Below are 20,585 nucleotides of genomic sequence, written 5' to 3'. Positions count from 1 at the left end.
CCATGAGCGAACACACCATCAAGATGCCGGATGTCGGCGAAGGCATCGCCGAGGCGGAGCTGGTCGAATGGCATGTAAAGCCCGGCGACCCGGTGCGCGAGGACATGGTGCTTGCGGCCGTCATGACCGACAAGGCGACCGTCGAGATCCCCTCGCCCGTCGCCGGCATCGTGACATGGCTCGGTGGGGAAGTCGGCGAAACGATCGCCGTCAAGGCGCCGCTCCTGAAGATCGAGACGGACGCATCGGTCTCCATGGACCAAGCTCCGGAGCAGAACACGCCGGCTGAGCCACAGGAAGAGCAGAAGCCGGCCGCGCGGGACGAACCCACCAAAGCCGAAACTCCGAAGACGACGCAGCCCATCGCTGCAGCCCCCAAACCGCAGCCGCCTGCGGCAAAGCCTCTCGCCTCGCCAGCCGTACGCCAGCGGGCGCGAGACGCCGGCATCGATCTTCGCCAGGTCCGGGGCAGCGGCCCGGCCGGCCGGATAAGCCATGAGGATATCGAGCAGTTTCTTGCGCATGGCGCAGGGCCGGAAACCGCCCCGGCGGGTCTCAAGCGCAACACGAGCAGCGAGCAGGTGAAGCTTACCGGCCTTCGCCGTCGCATCGCCGAGAAGATGACGCTTGCCACCTCGCGCATCCCCCACATCACCTATGTCGAGGAAGTCGACATGACCGATCTTGAGGAGCTGCGCGCCACGATGAACAATGGCCGCAAGTCGAGCCAGCCGAAGCTGACCGTCCTGCCCTTCCTGATGCGGGCCATGGTCAAGGCGATCGCCGAACAGCCGGCGATCAACGCCACCTTCGACGACGACGCGAACGTGATTACCCGCCACGGCGGCGTGCATATCGGCGTGGCGACGCAGACGCCGACGGGACTGACAGTCCCGGTGGTCAGGCATACGGAAGCCCGCAGCATCTGGGACTGCGCGGCGGAGGTTGCGCGCCTTGCCGATGCGGTGCGCACCAATACCGCCGCACGCGAGGAACTGAGCGGCTCGACCATCACCATCTCGTCGCTCGGCGCACTCGGCGGCATCGTCTCTACGCCCGTCATCAACCATCCGGAGGTCGCCATCATCGGCGTCAACAAGATCGCCACCCGCCCGGCATGGGACGGCAGCCAGTTCGTGCCCCGCAAGATGATGAACCTGTCGTCGAGCTTCGATCACCGCATTGTCGACGGCTGGGACGCGGCGACCTTCATCCAGCGGCTGAAGGCGCTTCTCGAAACGCCTGCGCTGATATTTATCGAGGACTGATGCGATGAAGGAAATGACCTGCAGACTTCTCGTCATCGGCGCCGGCCCCGGCGGCTATGTCTGCGCCATACGCGCCGGACAGCTGGGCATCGACACCGTCATCGTCGATGCCGGCAAGCCGGGCGGCACCTGCCTCAACATAGGCTGCATTCCGTCAAAGGCTCTGATCCACGCCGCCGACGAGTTCGAGAAAGTCCAGAAGATGGCCGCCGGCCAGAGCCGCATCGGCATCAGCCTCGACACGCCGAAGCTCGACCTTGAAAAGACGGTCGAGTGGAAGGACGGCATCGTCGGCCGGCTGACCGGCGGCGTTGCCGGCCTTTTGCGCAAGGCGAAGGTCAGGGTCGTCGAAGGCACCGCCCGCTTCCGCGACGGCAAGACGGTGGAGGTGGAGACCGAAACCGGCGCCCAGCTCATCCGCGCCGAGACCGTCGTGATCGCCACCGGATCCGCGCCGGTCGAGCTTCCCTCCCTGCCCTTCGGGGGCCGGGTGATCTCCTCGACGGAAGCCCTGTCGCTGAAGGCGGTGCCGGAAACACTGGCGATCGTCGGCGGTGGCTATATCGGGGTGGAACTCGGCACTGCATTCGCCAAGATGGGCGCCAAAGTCACGATCATCGAAGCGACCGGACAGATATTGCCGCTCTATGACACGGATCTGGTCCGCCCGGTTCAGACGCGGCTCAAACATCTGGGCGTCGAAGTCCTGACCGGAGCAAAGGCCAAAGGGCTCGACGGCGACGCCTTGCTGATAGAGACCGCAGATGGCAGCGAACGACGGCTGGAAGCGGCGAAGGTACTGGTCACCGTCGGCCGACGTCCGCGAACGCAGGGCAGCGGGCTCGAAGAACTCGACCTCGACCGCGCCGGCCCCTTCATCCGCGTCGACGAGCGCTGCCGCACCTCCATGCGCGGGGTCTACGCCATCGGCGACGTGACCGGCGAACCGATGCTCGCCCATCGCGCCATGGCGCAGGGCGAGATGGTGGCGGAGATCATTGCCGGCATGAAACGCGAATGGGACAAGCGCTGCATCCCGGCGATCTGTTTCACCGATCCCGAAATAGTCTCCGCCGGCCTCTTGCCCGACGAGGCACGGGCGCTAAGCTCCGACATACGCATCGGCCAGTTCCCGTTCACCGCGAACGGCCGGGCAATGACGACGGAAGCGGAGGAAGGCTTCGTGCGGGTGGTGGCACAGGCGGAAACGAATGTGGTACTCGGTATCCAGGCGGTAGGCAGTGGCGTCTCGGAACTGTCGAGCACCTTTGCCCTCGCCATCGAGATGGGTGCGCGGCTGGAAGACATCGCCGCCACCATCCACGCCCACCCGACCCGCAGCGAAGCCCTGCAGGAGGCAGCATTGAAGGCACTCGGTCATGCAATCCACATCTGAGACGCGGACATCGCCGGAGCCGGCCGAAGAGCTCGTGCTGACGGAAGTCGCAGGCGCGATTGGCCGTATCCGGTTGAACCGCCCCAAGGCGCTGAACAGCCTGACGCTCTCGATGGTCCGCGACATCGAGGCGGCGCTGGATGAATTCGAGGCCGATGACGGAATTGCCGCCGTGCTGATCACCGGAGAAGGCGAACGCGGCCTTTGCGCCGGCGGCGACATCCGTGCCTTCTACGAGGGCGGCAAATCCGGTTCCGACCTGCCGGTGACCTTCTGGGCCGAGGAATACCGGATGAACGCCCGCATCCACCGGCTGAAGAAACCCTATATCGCGTTGATGGACGGCATCGTCATGGGCGGCGGTGTCGGGGTTTCGGTCTATGGCAGCCATCGCATCGTCACCGAGCGGACACGTTTTGCCATGCCGGAGACAGGCATCGGTTTCTTTCCCGATATCGGCGGATCATGGTTCCTGAGCCGCCAGCGCAACGAACTCGGCACCTATGCGGGCCTGACCGGCAGTCAGCTTGCCGCCGCCGACGTCATCACGCTCGGCCTTGCCGACTTCTATGTTCAAAGCGAACGACTTCCCGCACTCATTGATGCCCTGACGACACTTGCACCCGGCAGCACACGCGCCGACATCTCCGCCCTGATCCGCGGGTTCGAGGCTGGCCTGCCGCGTGGCAAGCTCGAACAGGACAAGACGCTGATCGACCAGACCTTCGCCTTCGATGTCATGGAAGACATCTTCGCCGTCCTGCAGCGCAACGAAAGCCCCTTCGCGATCGAGACGCTCAAGGTGCTGAAGTCGAAATCGCCGCTGAGCCTCAAGGTGACGCTGAAGCTCCTGCGGCTCGGTCGCCATACCACCCTTCTCGAGGAATGCCTTGAACGCGAGTTCGCCGCCACTGCAGCAGTGCTGAAGAGTGACGATTTCTACGAAGGCATCCGCGCGGCGGTAATCGACAAGGACCGAAACCCGCGCTGGAAGGCATCGAGCCTCGCGGAGGTGACGGCCGAAGAGGTGGACGCCTTCTTTCCGAAGGCGGAGAGCCGGCTCTTCACGTAGAGCCGGCTTAAAAGATCGAATAGCCTACGCTTAGCGCCCGTTCTTCTTGCGCCAGGCTTCGAACGTCGCCAGGTGCTCGTCCTTGGTGCGCGGATAGAGGCCGATGATGGTCTCGCCGGCCTTCACCTGGTCGACGACGAAATCCTCGTAGACTGTCATTTCCGCTGCCTCGTCGGCGATCTCGTCGGCGATGTGCGCCGGGATGACGATGACGCAATCGTCATCACCGACGATGATGTCGCCCGGAAACACCGGCGCGTCGCCGCAGCCGATCGGACCGTTGATCTCGATCGCTTCGTGCAGGGTGAGGTTGGTCGGGCTCGAGGGCCGCGTGTGATAGGCCGGAATATCGAGCTCGCCGATCGTGACCGCATCGCGGAAGCCGCCGTCGGTCACGATCCCCGCCCCGCCGCGCACCATCAGGCGCGTTACCAGGATGTCGCCGGCGCTTGCCGCGCGCGCATCCTTGCGGCTGTCGATGACCATGACATGACCTTCCGGGCAGGTCTCGATCGCGACGCGCTGCGGATGCTGCGGATTGCGGAACTCGGTGAGCTGATTGCGATCTTCGCGGGCCGGCATGTAGCGCAGCGTGAAAGCCGGGCCGACCATGTTCTTGCCCTTCATCTTCACCGGATGGACGCCCTGGATCACCTGGTTGCGCAGGCCGCGCTTGAAGAGCGCCGTCGCGAGCGTGGCGACGGAGACGCCCATCAGTTTTTCTTTGGTCTCGGATTTCATGTCTTGTCCTCAATCACATGCTTCAGATCAGGCCGTTGGCCCGCAGGAAACCTTCCATCTTGCCCTGTTGCGCCGCCGTCAGCGGCCAGGCGGACGGCGGTCGCGTCGCACCGCAATCCTTGCCGATCGCCTTCAGCGCCGCCTTGACGCCGGTGACGTTGGTGCCGTTCAGCTCTTCGGCGCGGACCTCCTCGAAAGCCCGCATGGCGGCAATCAGTTCACGCGCCTTGCCGTAGTCGCCGCCTTCCAGCGCCGCATGGATGGCCATTGACCGCTCCGGCCAGAGATTGATGAGTCCGGAGGTGAAGCCACGCGTACCGACCGCATAAAATGCCGGTGCCCAGACTTCGGCAAGCCCGCCGACCCAGACGATGGAGGGATCGCAGGCGGCAATCGCCTCGGCGAGCTTCAGCGGATTGGGTGTCGCCCACTTGACGCCCTTGACGCCCGGCACGGCGCAAAGATCGGCGATCGCCTTGGTGCCGATCGCGTCGTTGCGCAGATAGAGCATGATCGGCAGGCCACCGGATGCGTCGCTGACCGCCTTGATGTAGTCGACGGTGCCTCGCGGCGAGACGAACGGGTCCGGCGGCTGATGGATCATCAGCGCCGCCGCCCCTGCATCTGCGGACGTCTTCGCCAGCCGGCAGGCGTCGCGAATGCCACGGCCGACGCCGGCCAGCACCGGCGCGCGGCCGTCGACCATGCCGGTCACTTCCGTCACCATGGCGCAGGCTTCATCGGTCGTCAGTGCGTAGAACTCGCCGGTATTGCCGTTGACGACCGGAATGTGCACCCCGGCGCCCAGAACGTGATCGATGATCGGTTTCAGTCGGGCCGGCGCAATGTCGCCGTTCTCGTCATAAGGCGTCACCAGAATGCCGGAAATGCCCTTGAGGGCCGTGTCGAGATCGTGGGCCATGCAGTTGTCCTCTCGGGCTCAGTAAATATCGGGTTCGCCGACAGGGCGGCCGAAATCGGATTGCAGAAAGTCGAAATCGCAGCCCTGGTCGGCCTGCGTGACGTGCTTGGAGAACATGTAACCCCAGCCGCGTTCGAAGCGGGGATCCGGCGCTTTCCATGCCGCCTTGCGGGCCGCAAGCTCCTCCTCGCTGACCAGCATGTCCAGCCTGCGGTTCGGCAGGTCGAGACGGACGATGTCGCCGGTCTTCAGGAGCGCCAGCGGTCCGCCGATATAGCTTTCCGGCGCCACATGCAGCACGCACGCACCATAGGAGGTACCGGACATGCGGGCGTCCGAAATCCGCAGCATGTCGCGATGCCCCTTCTTGATCAGCGCCTTGGGGATCGGCAGCATGCCCCATTCCGGAAAGCCCGGACCGCCGAGCGGGCCGGCATTGCGCAGTACCAGCACATGATCCGGCGTCACATCGAGATTTTCGTCGTCGATCGCCTTCTTCATCTCCGGATAGCTGTCGAAGACCAGCGCCGGGCCTTCATGGACGTGGAATTTCGGATCGCAGGCGGCCGGCTTGATGACGGCGCCGTCTGGGCAGAGATTGCCGCGCAGCACGGCGAGCGAACCCTCGTGATAGACCGGGTTCGACAGTGGCCGGATGACGTCGTCATTGTAGACCTTCGCCCCTTCCAGATTTTCGCCCATGGTCTTGCCGGTCACCGTCAGCGCGGAAAGATCGAGACGGTCCTCCATCTGCTTCATCAGCGCCCGCAGGCCGCCGGCATAGAAGAAGTCTTCCATCAGGTAGTCCTTGCCGGACGGCCGGACATTGGCGATCAGCGGCGTCACGCGGCCGAGCGCATCGAGATCGTCAAGCGTCATCTGCACGCCGGCGCGACGCGCCATCGCGATCAGGTGGACGACCGCATTCGTCGAACAACCGGTCGCCATGGCAACGACGGCCGCGTTACGGCAGGACGCTTCGGTGACGATCTTGTCCGGGGTCAGCTCTTCCCAGACCATGTCGACGATCCGCCGGCCGCAATCGGCGCCCATGCGCTGGTGGCCGGAATCGACCGCCGGGATCGACGACGCGCCGGGCAATGTCAGGCCCATCGCATCGGTGATCGCCGTCATCGTCGAGGCGGTGCCCATGGTCATGCAGGTGCCGGCCGAACGGGCGATGCCGCCCTGAATGCCAAGCCATTCGGCATCGGAAATATTGCCGGCGCGGCGCTCGTCCCAGAACTTCCAGGCATCGGACCCCGATCCGAGATACTTGCCGGCATAATTGCCGCGCAGCATCGGCCCCGCCGGCAGGTATATCATCGGCACACCGGCCGAAAGCGCCCCCATGACGAGGCCGGGCGTGGTCTTGTCGCAGCCGCCCATCAGCACCACGCCATCGAGCGGATGCGAACGGATCATCTCCTCCGTCTCCATCGCCAGCATGTTGCGATAGAGCATGGAGGTCGGCTTGGTGAAGCTCTCGTCGACGGACAGCGACGGCATCTCGACCGGGAAGCCACCGGCCTGCAGCACGCCACGCTTGACGTCCTGCACCCGTTCCTTGAAGTGCGAATGGCAGGAATTCAGTTCCGACCAGGTGTTCAGCACGCCGATCACCGGCTTGCCGCGAAAATCATCCTCGGAATAGCCGAGCTGCATCATGCGTGAGCGATGACCGAACGAACGCAGGTCATCGGGCGCGAACCAGCGCGCACTACGGAGTTTTTCCGGATTTTTCTTGTCGTGCATCAGCACCTCCCTGGCTACCAACCTTATGTATGCGCTTTCATAAAATCATGTCAACGGCATAACGATGTGGAAATCGATCGATATTTGTTCGTGATTGTGGAGTTGACAAACCGGAAAATAACCGACCAAACTAATGTATGCGCATTCATTGGAGCGTTTGCGTACACTTATCATCTGATCGACTTAGGAACCAACCGCCATCTGGCGGAGCTTGGGAGGAAACAATGAAACTTACCCGTAGAATGATTCTCGCCGCCGGCGTCGCGATGGCGCTGACCCAGCCAATCTCCGCTTGGGCGGCAGACCTGCCGAACAACATCCGCGTTGTCATCGGCTCGACCTCGACGGGCGGCGACACCTACCAGAACTCTGCCATCGTCGCCGATGCACTGTCGGAAAAGCTCGGCGTGAACATGAAGGTGGACGCCGTCGGCTTCAGCGAAGGCTTCAAGGCCCTCGAACGTGACAAGCGCGGCACCACGATCATGATCTTCCACGACCAGGCCTTCCTGGGCCACCTTTACGGCGTGCGCGGCTACGACGACATCTTCGACAAGTACAAGATCGGCCCGACCATCGCGATCAATCCCGGCAATGCCTACCTGGTAGCCAAGGATTCGCCCTACAAGACGATGGACGACATCTTCAAGGCAGCCGCAGACGGCAAGAAGATCCGTGTGGCGATCCAGCCGGGCGGCGTCTCGGAAATCGGGTTTTCAGCGATGAAGAATGCCGCGAGCATTCTTTCGCCCGGCTCGGAAGCCAATCTGGTTGCGGTCAACACCGGCAGCCAGTCCGACAAGAACCAGGCGATGTTCGACGATCTCGCGGACGTCATCAACGGCTCCATCCAGGCAAACGAGCAGTTCACCCAGCTCCCCGACAGCGACCAGAAGGCCATGCGCTTCGTGTGGATCACCGCTCGTCCGGAAACCATCGAGCAGGCGCCTGAACAGGGCATGGGCGGTACCACCCGCGACGATCTTCTGAAGTACACCAGCCCGAAGACCAGCGTGACCGAGGACGGCAAGAAGGACTTCGTGTTCGATAAGGAATTCTTCTTCATCTACAACAAGGACATGCCGCAGGCCGAAGTCGACGCCATCGACACGGCACTGAAGGAAATCTATGCCGACGGCAAGATCGAGGAACGCCAGAAGCAGGCCTTCTTCATTCCGGATTTCCGACCCTCTGCCGAAGCTGCGAAGGCCATCGAGGAAAAGAACGCCGCATACGGCAAGATCATCGAGAAAATCACCGGCAAATGACGCGAAAGGGCCGGAGGCGAACTCCGGCCCTCTCCTGCCCTGTTATTTCAAGGAAGCCGTCATGAGCAGCCTGACCCACGTTAAGATCAACTTCGCAACATCGCACCTCATCTTCCCGACGGTGATCGGATCCATTCTGGTCATCCTGGGATTGGCGATCGTCATTCAGCGGCGGCAGTCGCTGGCCGGATCCGCCGGCTACTGGCGCGAGATCATCTCGCAGATGGACAAGCTCCGCTTCTTCGGCGTGATCGCGCTCTGTTTCATCTATTTCTGGCTGCTCGAACCGGTCGGGGAACTCATTCCCAATACCGGTTTTGGCTTCCTCGCCTGTTCCATTCCGTTCGTCTTCCTGACGTCGGTGCTCTTCATGCACCAGCGCACGGTCAGAACACTCGTGCCGGTCGTCATCATGGCGATCGTTGCGCCCGTTCTCTCCTGGTGGCTCTTCAACGACGTCTTCTACCTGACGCTGCCCTGATCCGACCTCTCGCGGACATCATCTCATGGAAATCTTCGACTTCATCACCCCGCTCTTCCTGGTACTCATCGTCGCCGGGACCTTCATCGGGATCATCTTCGGCGCCATACCAGGCCTGACCGCCACCATGGCGGTTGCCGTCTGCCTGCCGCTGACCTATTCGCTCGGCCTCAACAACGGTCTCGCGCTGCTGCTCGGCCTTTATGTCGGCGGCATTTCTGGCGGACTGGTGCCGGCGGTGCTGATCGGTATCCCCGGCACCCCCTCATCGATCACCACGACGCTTGACGGCTATCCGATGGCGCAGAGGGGCGAAGGCGAGAAGGCGCTGCGGATCGGCATCATTTCGTCGGTGTTCGGCGGCCTGTTCAGCCTGCTCATCCTTTACCTCTTCGCCCCGACGCTCGCGGATTTCGCGATCAAGTTCTCCTATGTCGAGAAGTTTCTCATCATCCTTTTCGCGCTCACCGTCATGGGCGCGCTGAGTTCCAACATGCTGATGGGCATATTTTCCGGCTTTCTCGGCATCTTTATCAGTCTCATCGGCACCTATTCGATCGAAAACGGCGGCAACGGCGAGTTTCGCCTGATCCCGCCTGGTCTCGAATACTGGCTTCAGGACGGCTTCGTGCTGCTTCCCGTGCTGATCGGTCTCTTCGGGGTCGCCGCGGTCTTCGACGAGGCGGAACGCGGCGTGCCCGAAGGTCAGAGCATGAGCGACATCAAGATCGGCCGCGATTCGACCTTTTCGCTTTCGCTCTTCAAGGGTCAGATCGGGAACCTCATCCGCTCCTCCGGCATCGGCACCTTCGTCGGCATTCTGCCCGGCGTCGGCGGATCGGCCGCCTCCATCCTCGCCTATTCGAACGCCAAGACCTTTTCGCGCACGCCCGAGCGTTTCGGCAAGGGGGAACCGGCAGGCATCATCGCATCGGAATCCGGCAACAACGGCTTGACCGGCGGTGCGCTCATACCGCTGCTCTCGCTCGGCATCCCGGGAGACTCGACGACCGCCCTGCTGATTGGCGCCTTCACGCTTCAGGGTGTGCAGGTCGGGCCGCTCTTCATCGGCAACAATCCCGGCACGTGGGACGCTATGATCGTCGCGATGCTGATCGCCAACATCGCCATGTTCGCCATCATGTATCTGGCGATCCGCTATCTGGCGCTTATCGTCACCGTACCGAAGCACATCCTCTTCCCGCTGATCCTGATGATGTGCACCATCGGCGCCTACACGACCAATTACGGCGTCATGTTCGATGTCTGGACACTTCTTATCTTCGGCCTGTTCGGCTGGCTGGCCATGAAGATCGGCATCGAGATCGCCCCATTCATCATCGGCTTCATTCTCGGCCCATCCGCGGAAGTCTATTTCGTGAAAAGCCTGGAATCCTTCGGCGATTTGACGATCTTCTTCACCAAGAGCTGGATTGCGGTCCTGTTGTGGGTGTTGATCGCCGCGTCTGTCTGGGTTTCCATCATCCTGTCACGGAGAAACAAGGCAAACGGTGACGGCTGATGCTAAGGTAAGCCGAATCCGAAACATGAGGAATCAGGCGCAGGATGGCGAAATCCGGATCCGGGACGCAGGAAAGGCAGAAAACCGACGGGACGGCCGCAAGGCCGTCCGGCGGCCGGTCGGTGACCATGGAGACGGTCGGCCGGCTGGCCGGGGTATCCCAGGTCACGGTTTCACGCGCGCTCAGTGACCCCTCCAAGGTATCGCCGGCGACGCTGGAAAAGATCAGACAGGCGATCGAAACCACCGGCTTCGTACCGAATGCGCTTGCCGGTGCCCTGGCCTCACGAAGGAGCAAGCTGATCGCGGCTCTGGTGCCCTCGATCACCAACATCGTCTATTCCTGGATGATCAAGGCCTTCACCGAGGGGATCAGTGGCCATGGCTACCAGATCCTGCTGTCAGAGACCGGCTTTGATCCGGCCGAGGAAGAAAAGCTGATCATGACGCATCTTTCCCGCCGGCCGGATGCCATCCTGCTGACGGGGATCCATCACACGTCCGAGGCCCGCAGGATGCTACTGGCAGCCGGCATACCGGTCGTTGAATTGTGGGACACGACCGAAAGCCCGATCGACCTGTGCGTCGGCTTTTCCCATGTCGAGGCCGGCCGGGCCGCCGCCGATTTCGCCGTCGGTGCAGGCTACCGGAACTTTGCGACGGTTTGCGCGGGCGACGAGCGCGCAACCCGACGCCGCGATGCCTTCACACGTGAAGTTGCCCGTCTTTGCGGCAAGAACACCACCGCGATCAACTTCGAGGAAATCGCCAGGCTCTCTCACGGGCGTGACGCCATGCGTCGACTGATCGAGGACGAGGGTTTTCGCGACGGCGTGATCTTCTGCAGTTCCGACATTCTGGCTCATGGGATCATCATCGAAGCCAATGCCCGCGGCCTGAAGATCCCCGAAGACGTTGCCGTCATCGGATTTGGCGACCAGGAATTCGCCGCCTATGTCGAACCGGCCATTACCACGGTCAGGGTCGATCGCACGAAACTCGGTCACACGGCGGCCGCCGCCATTCTGGCCCGTTGCGAGGGAGGTCCGTCGCCCGACAGGGTGACCGACCTCGGCTTCGAGATCATCCGCCGGAAGTCTGCCTGAGACTGAGGGCCCTCAGCCCTCAGCTGCGCCCCGTTCCGGAGAAGCGGCGCCATTCGGCTTCGCTGCCGTGGAAGGCGTTCAGATCGATGCGTCCGTCCACGCCGTGCGACAGGCCAGAACCGGAATATTGCCAGAACAGCCAGTCGCGGCCCGGATAGACCTTGGACGGATGCGCGGCCACCGAGCGCAGCCAGAAGGGATGGCTCTTGAACGCGCCCTGCAGGTTGTCCTCGTAGAAGTCCGGTGCGGTATAGATGATCGGCCGCTTGCCGTAGTGGCGTTCGAGCATGTCCATGAACACCTGCATCTTCTCGCGCACCTTCTCCGGCGATGGGCGGCGCTTGCAGCTCGACTCATGGTTCCATTCGACATCGATGACCGGCGGCAGGGCATCAGGATCGCGCGGCACGTTGCGGATGAACCAGTCGGCCTGTTCGCCGGCGGTCCTGCACCAGTAGAAGAAGTGGTAGGCCCCGCGCTTCAGGCCGGCCACCTTGGCATTGCGCCAGTTGGTCTTGAACATCGGGTCGAGATGGTCGCCTCCGTCGGTGGCCTTGATATAGGCGAAGTTTGCACCCTGCGTGCGAAGCTTCGGCCAGTCGATATTGCCCTGCCAGCGCGAAACGTCGACGCCGTGGACGGCATGATTGTGCGGCGAGCGCTTGCCGAAATTGATCGGCTTGGCATCGCGGAAACGGCTGCTGTAGACGCGCGAGCCTTTCAGCACAGCCGGCGACGGCGTGGCGTCGAAGCTTTCCCCTGTCGGCCGTTCGCTCGGGAGTGGGAGACTGACGGCCATTTCCGAAGCCTCGGCAGCACCGGAGGCCGGCATGTCGCCTGCCCAGGCAAGCTCGTGAGGCTGAGCATCGCCCACTTGCGCCACCTTCTTGGCCGGCGCATCGCCGACCGGCTCGGGCGGGGTGATGGACCCGGTCACCTCCTGCGGCGCGACGATATTCAGGGCCTCCGTCGGGCCGGACGTCGCCCGGCAGCTCGCAAGCGCAACACTGCCGAGGATGAGGAGGGATAAGGCCTTCAAACGCATGAACACGAAACTCGATACAAGGGGTTCAGGTGGTTTCGCCCGGCCTCTGCCGCTGTCCCGGACGGATTTGCTAACAAAGGTTTACCGGAAAAAGATAAATTGAATCTTTACCGAACCGGCCCGTCAGCGCCGATTCGACGAAAAAGTGTTAACGCGTGGTGGATTGCGCACGAAAGCGTGCGAAGAACATGACACAAGTCAATTCCGGCGCGCCGGGATGGCGTATGATCGCGCCCGTATCCAATGTCTGGAAAGGGCACCTGCGGGATGGAAACACTGGACGTCTTCCAGCGCCTGGCGCTGGCATTGGCGATCGGACTGCTGGTCGGCATCGAGCGCGGCTGGCAGGAGCGCGATCTGCCGGCAGGCGGTCGCACGGCCGGCATCCGCACCTTTGCCCTTGCCGGGTTCCTCGGAGGCCTGACTGCCCTTATCGGACAGATGATCGGCTGGACCCTGCCCGCGGCCCTGGTCCTTTCCTTCGGACTGGCCTTCGTCGTCTTTCAGAAGATGGAGGCGGAGCAGGAGAACAACCACTCCGTGACCAATGTCGTCTCGGCCTTCGTGGTGCTTGCCCTGGGCATGCTGGCGGTCCTCTCGGACATGAAGGTCGCGGCCGCCTCCGGCGTCGTCACCACTGGCCTGCTTGCCGCACGTCACAGCCTGCACGGCTTCCTGCGCCGCATGACATGGCTTGAACTCCGGGCGGCCCTTGTCCTCATGACCATGACCTTCGTCGCCCTGCCGCTGCTGCCGAACCGGGCCATCGATCCGTGGGGCGGGTTCAATCCGTTCGAATTGTGGTTGCTGACAATCCTGATCGCGGCGATTTCCTATGTCGGCTATCTGGCGATCCGCATAGCCGGGCCGCAGGCCGGCGTTCTCTTCGCCGGCGCAGCAGGCGGCTTCGTCTCCTCGACCGCCGTCACCCTCTCCTTCGCCCGAATGGCCGCGGAGACGCCGGCATTCTCGCGCCGTTTCGCAGCCGGTGCCGCGATTGCCGGCGCCATGTCGCTGAGCCGGGCCACGGTTATCGCCACCGCCATCGCCCCGGGCCTGCTGCTACCGATCGCCAGCGCCACCGTTCCGGCCGTCGTCGCCTTTCTTCTGGCCTCTGTCCTGATGGTCCGCCGCTCGACAGCGACGGGAAGTGCGCCCGCGGTCAACCTCAGCAACCCGTTCGAACTTGGCATGGTGCTGAAATTCGGCGCCCTGCTGGCGGTCGTCAGCTTCGTCTCACGGTTCCTGATCGCCAAACTCGGATCGGCAAGCCTGCTCGGTGTCGCCGCCGTCTCGGGCATCGCGGACCTGGACGCGATCACCCTGTCCGCCGCGCAACTGTCGCAACAGGCCGTCGCACGAGAGACGGCAGCCATCGCAATATTGATCGCAGCCGCGGTCAACCTCGTCACGAAAGCCGTGCTGGCGTTGACATCGGGTACGCGGCTCTACGGCATAAATCTGGCAATCTTCACCGCGATAGCCATTGCCAGCGGCGGCATGGGTTTTGTGATCTTTTTGGAACTTGCTGGGGGGAAGTGAGGAGCAGCAGATAGAGACGGACCAAAGGTCATCAAACAGGCCGAAGAGCGTCAATCTGATCCAGGCTGCCTTATGCGCGACAGGCTTTCACCATGCCGGTCTGGTCTTGAAGATAGTATTGTCCAAGCGGCCGGGCCCGGGCCACTCGAAAGAAGTCGCATCAGTGCTTTACGTTTGCGTACCAGCCGGCACAGACGATCGGAATGATTGCCATTGCGATGATGCAGACCGTAAGAATGCTTTGCGTGTCCATGACAGTATCTCCCTTTCTTGTGACCTGATAACGCATGATCTGTGAGAAAGGTTCCACGCCCTGTAATAGCGCGGCTTCAGGCCCGAAGACCCGGTGGTGAGAGGACCGCGATCAACAGGGATCGAATTCCGCCCGTCGTACAGTATGCGGAGAATGTCGTAGACAGGCTTTGGTCGTGTCGCGCCAGCAATTATGATTTGGCAAAACTTCCAATCAGGGTCGCAAGAAATGGCAGAGTTTCCGAACAAGGCGAAGATCGTCATCGTGGGTCTGGGGGGCATCGTCGGTGCCTCGATCGCCCATCATCTGATCGAACGGGGATGGGACGATATCGTCGGCATCGACAAATCGGGCATCCCGACCGACATCGGTTCGACGGCGCACGCCTCCGACTTCTGCTACACGACCAGCCATGACTACCTGTCGGTCTGGACGACGCAGTATTCGATCGATTTCTTCGAGAAGATGGGCCATTACGCCCGCATCGGCGGCCTGGAAGTCGCCCGCACGGGCGACGACACCTGGATGGAGGAAATCAAGCGCAAGGTAACCTCGGCCAAGGCCTTCGGTACCCGCGCCCATCTGGTCACGCCGGCCGAGATCAAGGAGAAGTTCCCGCTGATCGAGGAGGACATGGTCCAGGGCGGCATGTTCGATCCCGACGCCGGTCTCGTAATCCCGCGCTCGCAGACGGTTGCCGGCAAGCTCGTCGATGCCGCCGAAAAGTCCGGCAAGCTGCAGATGTTCGGCAACACGCCGGCCAAGTCGCTGATCGTCGAGGGCGGCCGCATCAAGGGCGTCGTCACCCATCGCGGCACCATCTATGCCGATCACGTCATCGTCTGCGCCGGCCTGTGGGGCCGCCTGATCGCCGAAATGGTCGGCGAGGACCTGCCGGTCATGCCGGTCGACCATCCGCTGACCTTCTTCGGCCCCTATAACGAGTTCGAAGGCACTGGCAAGGAAATCGGCTTCCCGCTGTTGCGCGACCAGGGCAACTCCGCCTACATGCGCGACACCGGCGACCCGAAGACCACCGAAGGCGGCCAGATCGAATGGGGTTACTACGAGACGACCAACCCGCGTCTCTGCCATCCTCGCGAGCTGCTTGAGAAGCACGAAGCCCGCCTGTCCCCCTCGCAGCGCGACCTCGAGATGGAACAGATCATCGAGCCGCTCGAACGCGCCATGGAACTGACGCCAATCCTCGGCGAACTCGGCTACAATGAAGGCCACTCCTTCAACGGCCTGCTGCAGGTATCGGCCGCGGGCGGCCCGTCCTGCGGCGAAAGCCAGAAGGTGCGCGGTCTCTGGTACTGCGTCGCCATCTGGGTCAAGGACGGCCCCGGCTACGGCAAGCTGATCGCCGACTGGATCACCGACGGCCGGACTGAGATCGACCACAACTCGATCGACTATTCGCGCTTCTACCCGCACCAGCTGACGGAAGAGTTCATCGAGAACCGCTGCTTCGAAGCGGCCCAGAAGATCTACTTCCCGGCGGTCCATCCGCGCGAACCCTACGCAACGAGCCGCAACATCAAGCGTTCGCCCTTCTACGAGCGCGAGAAGGAACTCGGCGGCTACTTTATGGAACTCGGCGGCTGGGAACGCGCCCACGGCTACGCCGCCAACGAGCACCTGCTCGAAAAATACGGCGACAGGGTTCCGGTCCGCGAGAACGAATGGGACAACCGCCACTTCTGGCGCGTCTCGAACGCCGAGCATCTGGCGATGAGCGACGATTGCGCGATCATCAACCTTTCGCACTTCTACATGTTCGACGTCGAAGGACCGGACCACGTCGAGCTGATGGAATGGCTCTGCGCCGCCAAGATCGGCGGAGACAACAACATCGGCAAGGGTATCTACACCCACTTCCTCGACGACGAGGGCATGGTGCGCGCCGACCTGACCGTCTTCCGCATGGCCGACCGCTGCCGCATCGTGGACGGCGCCGATGCCGGCCCGCGCGATTTCCACTATGTGAAGCGCGTCGCAGAGGACAAGGGTTTCGACGTCACCGTGACCGACGTCTCGGAAAAGTACACGACGCTCGGCATCTGGGGTCCGAATGCCCGCGAAAACCTGAAGAAGGTCGTTGCCGATCCGGCCGGCCTCGATCCGGAAAACTTCCCCTTCGCGGCGATCAAGCAGATCGAGATCGCCGGCAAGCCGGTCTCCGCCTTCCGCATTTCCTATGTCGGCGAACAGGGCTGGGAACTGCACATGAAGTACGAGGACGGCCTGGCCGTCTGGGATGCGCTTCGCGCTGCCGGCGTCATGGCGATCGGTGTCGAAACCTACGCCAATTCGCGCCGCATGGAAAAGAGCCTGCGCCTGCAGAACGCCGACCTGCTGACCCAGTACAACCTGCTGGAATCCGACCTTGCCCGCCCGAAGGTCAAGGAAGCCGACTTCCGCGGCAAGGCGAAGCATCTGGAGTACAAGGCACGCGATCAGCAGCCGGCCATGCTCTGCACGCTGGTGATGACCGAGAACACCGATGCCAACGGCGTCAAGCGTTACCCGGTCGGCTCCATGCCGGTCATGGATCCCGAAACCGGCAAGACGCTCGTCGATGAACTCGGCCGCATCTCCTACACCACCTCGGTCGCCTTCGGCCCGACGATCGGCAAGAACATCGCGCTCGCCTATCTGCCGAAGGAATACTGCCAGGTCGGCCGCAAGCTGAACGTCGAATACTTCGCCGAAACCTACCCGGTCGAAGTCGCCGCCGTCGGCTACAAGCCCCTCTACGACCCGGAAAACCTCAAGCCGCGCACCTAATCGGCTGAATACTGAATGGAAAAAGGCCCGCTCGTCATCGAGCGGGCCTTTTGCTTGGATAGATCAAAAACTGCCGCTCTGTCGGATTCAGACCACGACAAAGTCCTGATGCTGCAGGACCGTACCCAGAGCCACATGCGCGAACACCACCGCAGCATTCGCCCCGTTGCCGTCGCTATCGTAGGAGAGCGTTCCCACGGTATCGTCATAAATGATCCGCTGGTCGGCCGTCGTGGCCGCGGCTCCTGTCCCGAAGGCGCTTTCCAGAAGTTCACCCAGAGATGGAAGGGCGGCGAAAACGCCGTGATCAAGCAGGATCGTGTCATCTGCGCTGGAGAAGTCCGCCAGCGTATCGGCATTCTCGCTCCCCATATGCTGGAAGAAGAAGCTGTCCTTGCCCGATCCGCCGATCAGGATGTCGTTGCCGGCACCGCCTGCCAGCCAGTCATTGCCGGCAAGGCCGTTCAGCACATCGTTGCCGGTGCCGCCGGAAATGATGTTGTTCAACGTGTTCCCGGTCCCCTGGAAGTCGCCGTCACCATCATAAATCAGGTTTTCGAGATTGGCGCCGAGCGTATAGCTATCGAGCGTGACGTGAACCGTATCCGTGCCGGCGCCGCGCGCCTCTGAAACCAGGTCACCGGTCGAGTCGACGTAGTAGGTATCATTTCCGGCACCGCCGTACATCTTGTCGTCGCCGGTGCCGCCGATCAGGATATCATTGCCCCTGCCGCCAATGAGCTGATCATTGCCGGCGCCACCGATCAGCCTGTCGTTGCCATCTCCACCGTCGAGATAATCTCCGTTGTCACCACCGGTAATCGTATTGTCCGACCCATTGCCGTATCCCTTGAAGGACGAACCACCGACATAGGTCAGATCTTCGATATTGGCGGCGAGCTTGTAGGTGCTCACATCTGCAAAAACCGCGTCGCTACCGCCATTGCTAGTCTCGACAATCGCGTCCTTCGCGTTGTCGACATAATAGATGTCGTCCCCGGCACCGCCGATCATCCGATCGGCACCTGAACCGCCATCCAGCACGTCGTTGCCGTTGCCGCCATTCAGCGTGTCATTTCCAGCGCCGCCGGCTATGTGGTCGTTGCCAGTGCCGCCGGTGATCACGTTTGCAAGTTCGTTGCCCGTACCGGTCCAGTCGCCGCTGCCCTGGTACGCCAGGTTCTCGAGCCACGCGCCAAGAACGAAGCTTTCCAGGGTCGTGTAGACCGTGTCCGTGCCGCCCGCCTTGCCAGCCAGTTCGATGATGACGTCACCCGTGCTGTCGACAACATAGATATCGTTGCCCGATCCCCCGTTGAGCTGATCGTCACCCGTACCGCCGTCGAGATAGTCGTTGCCCGGCCCGCCGATCAGTATGTCGTTGCCGGCGCCGCCAATGAGCCTGTCATTGCCGCCATTGCCGACGATCCGGTCGGCATCATCGGTTCCAACAAGCAGTTCAGATCGCTTCGTGCCTGCTATTTCGTTATAGACGAGCTGGACATCGTCGTTGAGGATCGTGACATCCGCCGTGGCGAGGCCCAGGTCCAGTCTGGATGAGGGATCGGACAGAACGACGCGGAACGTCTCGGCCTGCTCGTAGGTCGTATCGCCGCGGACGAACAGCGTGATGGTCTTCGACGTTTCACCAGCCGCGAACGTCAGCATGCCGGATGTGTCGCCGGAGAAATCGCTTCCGGCAGCAGGATTGGCGCCCGTCCCAATCAGCGACCAGCTCACATGCTGTTCGGTGTCCGCCGCCTTGCTCAGCGACACATTGAAGGTGACGGCACTCGTCCCGTCATTGCCTTCCATGACCGTCGATGCCTCTGCAGCAATCGAGACGGCCGGATCCAGAAGCGCTGGATCCAGCAGGGAGCTGAACGTCCGCAGCACATTGAAACTGTCCATGAACTGTTCGACGGCGGTAATCGTGTCCGTGCCGACAAGGGCGCTCATGAACGTGAAGGTCACGGTGGAAACATCGTAGGTCCAGGTGATGTTCGACCAGCTGTCGTTGAAGATGACCGTGTCGGTCCCCTCACCGCCATCGACCACATCATTGCCGGAACCGGCAGAGATCGTGTCGTCTCCGGCCAATGCATAAACCGTGTCGTTGCCGCCGTTCGTGGTGATCACGTTGGCGAGTTCATTGCCGTGAACCGTATCGTTGCCGTTACCGGTGACGACATTCTCGATGTAGCAGTTGCGGGCGATGGAAATATTCATCGTCATGCTGTTGGCCGACGAGAAGCTTCCGGGTGCAAGATCGATGTCGCTCGCGGTGTTCCAGCCGGAAAGATTGAGCGTGTCGTTGCCGCCGGCGTCCCAGATGCAGATGATCGGGTGGAGGTTCTGGCTGAAGTCGTAGATCGCCGCTGTCACGCCGGTGATGTTGGACGAGAAGCCGTAGACCGTATCCCCGGTCCTCGTCGTGGTGTCCGCGCCGTACATCGACTGCATCGCCATGATGTCGTTCATCATCGGCGTCTGCGGCGCATACAGCTTTCCATCGGAGCCGACCCAGTCCGCCCATGCAACCAGTCCCTGACCGTTGGCGCTGCCCGAACCCCAGGAAGGGCCGAAATAGGACATGACGGAATAGACCGTCGAATCCTGATAGGACGACGGCGTGTCGGCAGATCCGTTATAGTCGCCCATGTGGTCGAGGCCGAAGGCATGACCGATCTCGTGGATGTATGTCATGAAGCCGTGCGCGCCGATCTTCGGCGTCATCAGGTCGTTGACCCCGGTCGTCGAATTGTAGGCGCTGTTCAGCCAGACGCTACCGACCGATGGGTAGTAGGCGTGGGCGTAGTCGACGCCGGTGCTGGAGTTGCCGAATTCGATGTTCGATGTCGTTGGCGACGATCCGGCAGCCACCTGCTGCACGGACGGCTTGATGACGTCGTCCCAGAGGGTCAGCGCCAATTGTGCGCGTGATTGCTGGGTGGAACTGAAGGCGGAAAATCCAGATCCTTCGCCAGAATATGTGGCAATGCCGCTGGCGGACGTGGCGAATGAGTAGGTGATGACCGAGGAAGTCCAGCGCGAGCCGGAATTCAATTGGGCGATTACTTGCTGATCAGTCCACGACGAAAGCGCCATCGCATTCCCATTCGCTTGTTTCGACAAAGGGGTCTTCACCCATCGCACCATATTGCTGGATCGAAGCTTGTTTTCCGGTTAGCAAAATTGGTGAATCATTCGTCTCTCGATCCCGGAAAATCCTTTTAAATCAAGGCGAGTTCTACGACTTTGATACAACCGCCGGATCAGGATGCCCCTGAAAGAAATAGGTCGTTCCAGAGCGGCAAAGCATGCGCATCCCCCGCCGTCCTCCACGGCATTGTCTCAGGGACAAATTGGCGGTTGTCGATGAGCCCAATTCATGCAAGGCGTATGCCCCCGGTCGGGTTCGGGA

At 62.0% G+C, this 20,585-nt stretch carries 14 protein-coding genes; 9 read left to right on the top strand and 5 right to left on the bottom strand.

The annotated features are described in order from the left end of the window. The first annotated feature begins 2 nt into the window (after positions 1 to 2). From NN662_RS05490 to NN662_RS05480, 3 genes are read left to right on the top strand one after another with little or no spacing between them, the layout of a single operon-like run. Entirely contained in the window at positions 3 to 1,268 is a 1,266-nt protein-coding gene (locus tag NN662_RS05490) for a dihydrolipoamide acetyltransferase family protein (protein ID WP_261929296.1), read from the top strand. 4 nt (positions 1,269 to 1,272) lie between these two features. Beyond that, on the top strand, positions 1,273 to 2,664 hold the full coding sequence (gene lpdA / locus NN662_RS05485; protein WP_261929295.1) for a dihydrolipoyl dehydrogenase: 1,392 nt from the start codon (positions 1,273 to 1,275) through the stop codon (positions 2,662 to 2,664). Beyond that, on the top strand, positions 2,648 to 3,736 hold the full coding sequence (locus NN662_RS05480) for an enoyl-CoA hydratase/isomerase family protein (protein ID WP_261929294.1): 1,089 nt from the start codon (positions 2,648 to 2,650) through the stop codon (positions 3,734 to 3,736). The genes lpdA and NN662_RS05480 overlap by 17 nt, the downstream gene beginning before the upstream one ends. A 30-nt stretch (positions 3,737 to 3,766) precedes the next feature. Here the strand turns inward: NN662_RS05480 and NN662_RS05475 are convergent, their stop codons facing one another. The 3 genes from NN662_RS05475 to araD are packed head-to-tail and all read right to left on the bottom strand — an operon-like array spanning position 3,767 to position 7,154. Next, positions 3,767 to 4,477, bottom strand: a complete 711-nt coding sequence (locus NN662_RS05475) for a ribonuclease activity regulator RraA (protein WP_261929293.1) — start codon at positions 4,475 to 4,477, stop codon at positions 3,767 to 3,769. A gap of 22 nt (positions 4,478 to 4,499) precedes the next feature. After that, positions 4,500 to 5,399, bottom strand: coding sequence for a dihydrodipicolinate synthase family protein (locus tag NN662_RS05470; protein ID WP_261929292.1), 900 nt, complete (start codon positions 5,397 to 5,399; stop codon positions 4,500 to 4,502). 18 nt (positions 5,400 to 5,417) lie between these two features. Next, positions 5,418 to 7,154 (bottom strand): L-arabinonate dehydratase, encoded by a 1,737-nt coding sequence (gene araD, locus NN662_RS05465; protein ID WP_261929291.1) that lies wholly within the window; start codon positions 7,152 to 7,154, stop codon positions 5,418 to 5,420. A 224-nt stretch (positions 7,155 to 7,378) separates the two neighbouring features. Here araD and NN662_RS05460 point away from each other — a divergent pair, with 224 nt between their 5' ends. The 4 genes from NN662_RS05460 to NN662_RS05445 all read left to right on the top strand — a co-directional run bounded on the left by NN662_RS05460 (position 7,379) and on the right by NN662_RS05445 (position 11,531). Next, positions 7,379 to 8,422: a Bug family tripartite tricarboxylate transporter substrate binding protein gene (locus NN662_RS05460; protein ID WP_261929290.1), complete on the top strand. Its 1,044-nt coding sequence runs from the start codon at positions 7,379 to 7,381 to the stop codon at positions 8,420 to 8,422. A gap of 61 nt (positions 8,423 to 8,483) precedes the next feature. Next, positions 8,484 to 8,903 (top strand): tripartite tricarboxylate transporter TctB family protein, encoded by a 420-nt coding sequence (locus NN662_RS05455; RefSeq protein WP_261929289.1) that lies wholly within the window; start codon positions 8,484 to 8,486, stop codon positions 8,901 to 8,903. A 25-nt stretch (positions 8,904 to 8,928) separates the two neighbouring features. Next, complete coding sequence (locus NN662_RS05450; RefSeq protein WP_261929288.1) at positions 8,929 to 10,425, top strand: tripartite tricarboxylate transporter permease; 1,497 nt, start codon at positions 8,929 to 8,931, stop codon at positions 10,423 to 10,425. Positions 10,426 to 10,469: 44 nt separating this feature from the next. Beyond that, a complete protein-coding gene (locus NN662_RS05445; protein ID WP_261929287.1) occupies positions 10,470 to 11,531 on the top strand; it encodes a LacI family DNA-binding transcriptional regulator in 1,062 nt (353 codons plus the stop codon). Positions 11,532 to 11,550: 19 nt separating this feature from the next. Here the strand turns inward: NN662_RS05445 and NN662_RS05440 are convergent, their stop codons facing one another. Continuing rightward, entirely contained in the window at positions 11,551 to 12,576 is a 1,026-nt protein-coding gene (locus NN662_RS05440; RefSeq protein ID WP_261929286.1) for a glycoside hydrolase family 25 protein, read from the bottom strand. A gap of 267 nt (positions 12,577 to 12,843) precedes the next feature. Here NN662_RS05440 and NN662_RS05435 point away from each other — a divergent pair, with 267 nt between their 5' ends. Then, complete coding sequence (locus NN662_RS05435; RefSeq protein WP_261929285.1) at positions 12,844 to 14,118, top strand: MgtC/SapB family protein; 1,275 nt, start codon at positions 12,844 to 12,846, stop codon at positions 14,116 to 14,118. Positions 14,119 to 14,599: 481 nt separating this feature from the next. Then, positions 14,600 to 17,161, top strand: coding sequence for an FAD-dependent oxidoreductase (locus tag NN662_RS05430; protein WP_261929284.1), 2,562 nt, complete (start codon positions 14,600 to 14,602; stop codon positions 17,159 to 17,161). A gap of 87 nt (positions 17,162 to 17,248) precedes the next feature. Here the strand turns inward: NN662_RS05430 and NN662_RS05425 are convergent, their stop codons facing one another. After that, complete coding sequence (locus NN662_RS05425; RefSeq protein WP_315972582.1) at positions 17,249 to 20,092, bottom strand: M10 family metallopeptidase C-terminal domain-containing protein; 2,844 nt, start codon at positions 20,090 to 20,092, stop codon at positions 17,249 to 17,251. Between the last annotated feature and the right edge of the window lie 493 nt (positions 20,093 to 20,585).

It is taken from the genome of Rhizobium sp. NRK18 (assembly GCF_024385575.1).
GTDB lineage: Bacteria > Pseudomonadota > Alphaproteobacteria > Rhizobiales > Rhizobiaceae > JANFMV01.
The sequence above is the reverse complement of the archived record's forward strand: the minus strand, read 5'-3'. Positions and strand labels throughout refer to the sequence as shown.

What these genes read in the sequence shown, in the direction of transcription:
- NN662_RS05490 (WP_261929296.1), top strand. Translation starts at nt 3, where the DNA reads ATGAGCGAACACACCATCAAGATGCCGGATGTCGGCGAAGGCATCGCC.
- lpdA (WP_261929295.1), top strand. Translation starts at nt 1,273, where the DNA reads ATGAAGGAAATGACCTGCAGACTTCTCGTCATCGGCGCCGGCCCCGGC.
- NN662_RS05480 (WP_261929294.1), top strand. Translation starts at nt 2,648, where the DNA reads ATGCAATCCACATCTGAGACGCGGACATCGCCGGAGCCGGCCGAAGAG.
- NN662_RS05475 (WP_261929293.1), bottom strand. Translation starts at nt 4,477, where the DNA reads ATGAAATCCGAGACCAAAGAAAAACTGATGGGCGTCTCCGTCGCCACG.
- NN662_RS05470 (WP_261929292.1), bottom strand. Translation starts at nt 5,399, where the DNA reads ATGGCCCACGATCTCGACACGGCCCTCAAGGGCATTTCCGGCATTCTG.
- araD (WP_261929291.1), bottom strand. Translation starts at nt 7,154, where the DNA reads ATGCACGACAAGAAAAATCCGGAAAAACTCCGTAGTGCGCGCTGGTTC.
- NN662_RS05460 (WP_261929290.1), top strand. Translation starts at nt 7,379, where the DNA reads ATGAAACTTACCCGTAGAATGATTCTCGCCGCCGGCGTCGCGATGGCG.
- NN662_RS05455 (WP_261929289.1), top strand. Translation starts at nt 8,484, where the DNA reads ATGAGCAGCCTGACCCACGTTAAGATCAACTTCGCAACATCGCACCTC.
- NN662_RS05450 (WP_261929288.1), top strand. Translation starts at nt 8,929, where the DNA reads ATGGAAATCTTCGACTTCATCACCCCGCTCTTCCTGGTACTCATCGTC.
- NN662_RS05445 (WP_261929287.1), top strand. Translation starts at nt 10,470, where the DNA reads ATGGCGAAATCCGGATCCGGGACGCAGGAAAGGCAGAAAACCGACGGG.
- NN662_RS05440 (WP_261929286.1), bottom strand. Translation starts at nt 12,576, where the DNA reads ATGCGTTTGAAGGCCTTATCCCTCCTCATCCTCGGCAGTGTTGCGCTT.
- NN662_RS05435 (WP_261929285.1), top strand. Translation starts at nt 12,844, where the DNA reads ATGGAAACACTGGACGTCTTCCAGCGCCTGGCGCTGGCATTGGCGATC.
- NN662_RS05430 (WP_261929284.1), top strand. Translation starts at nt 14,600, where the DNA reads ATGGCAGAGTTTCCGAACAAGGCGAAGATCGTCATCGTGGGTCTGGGG.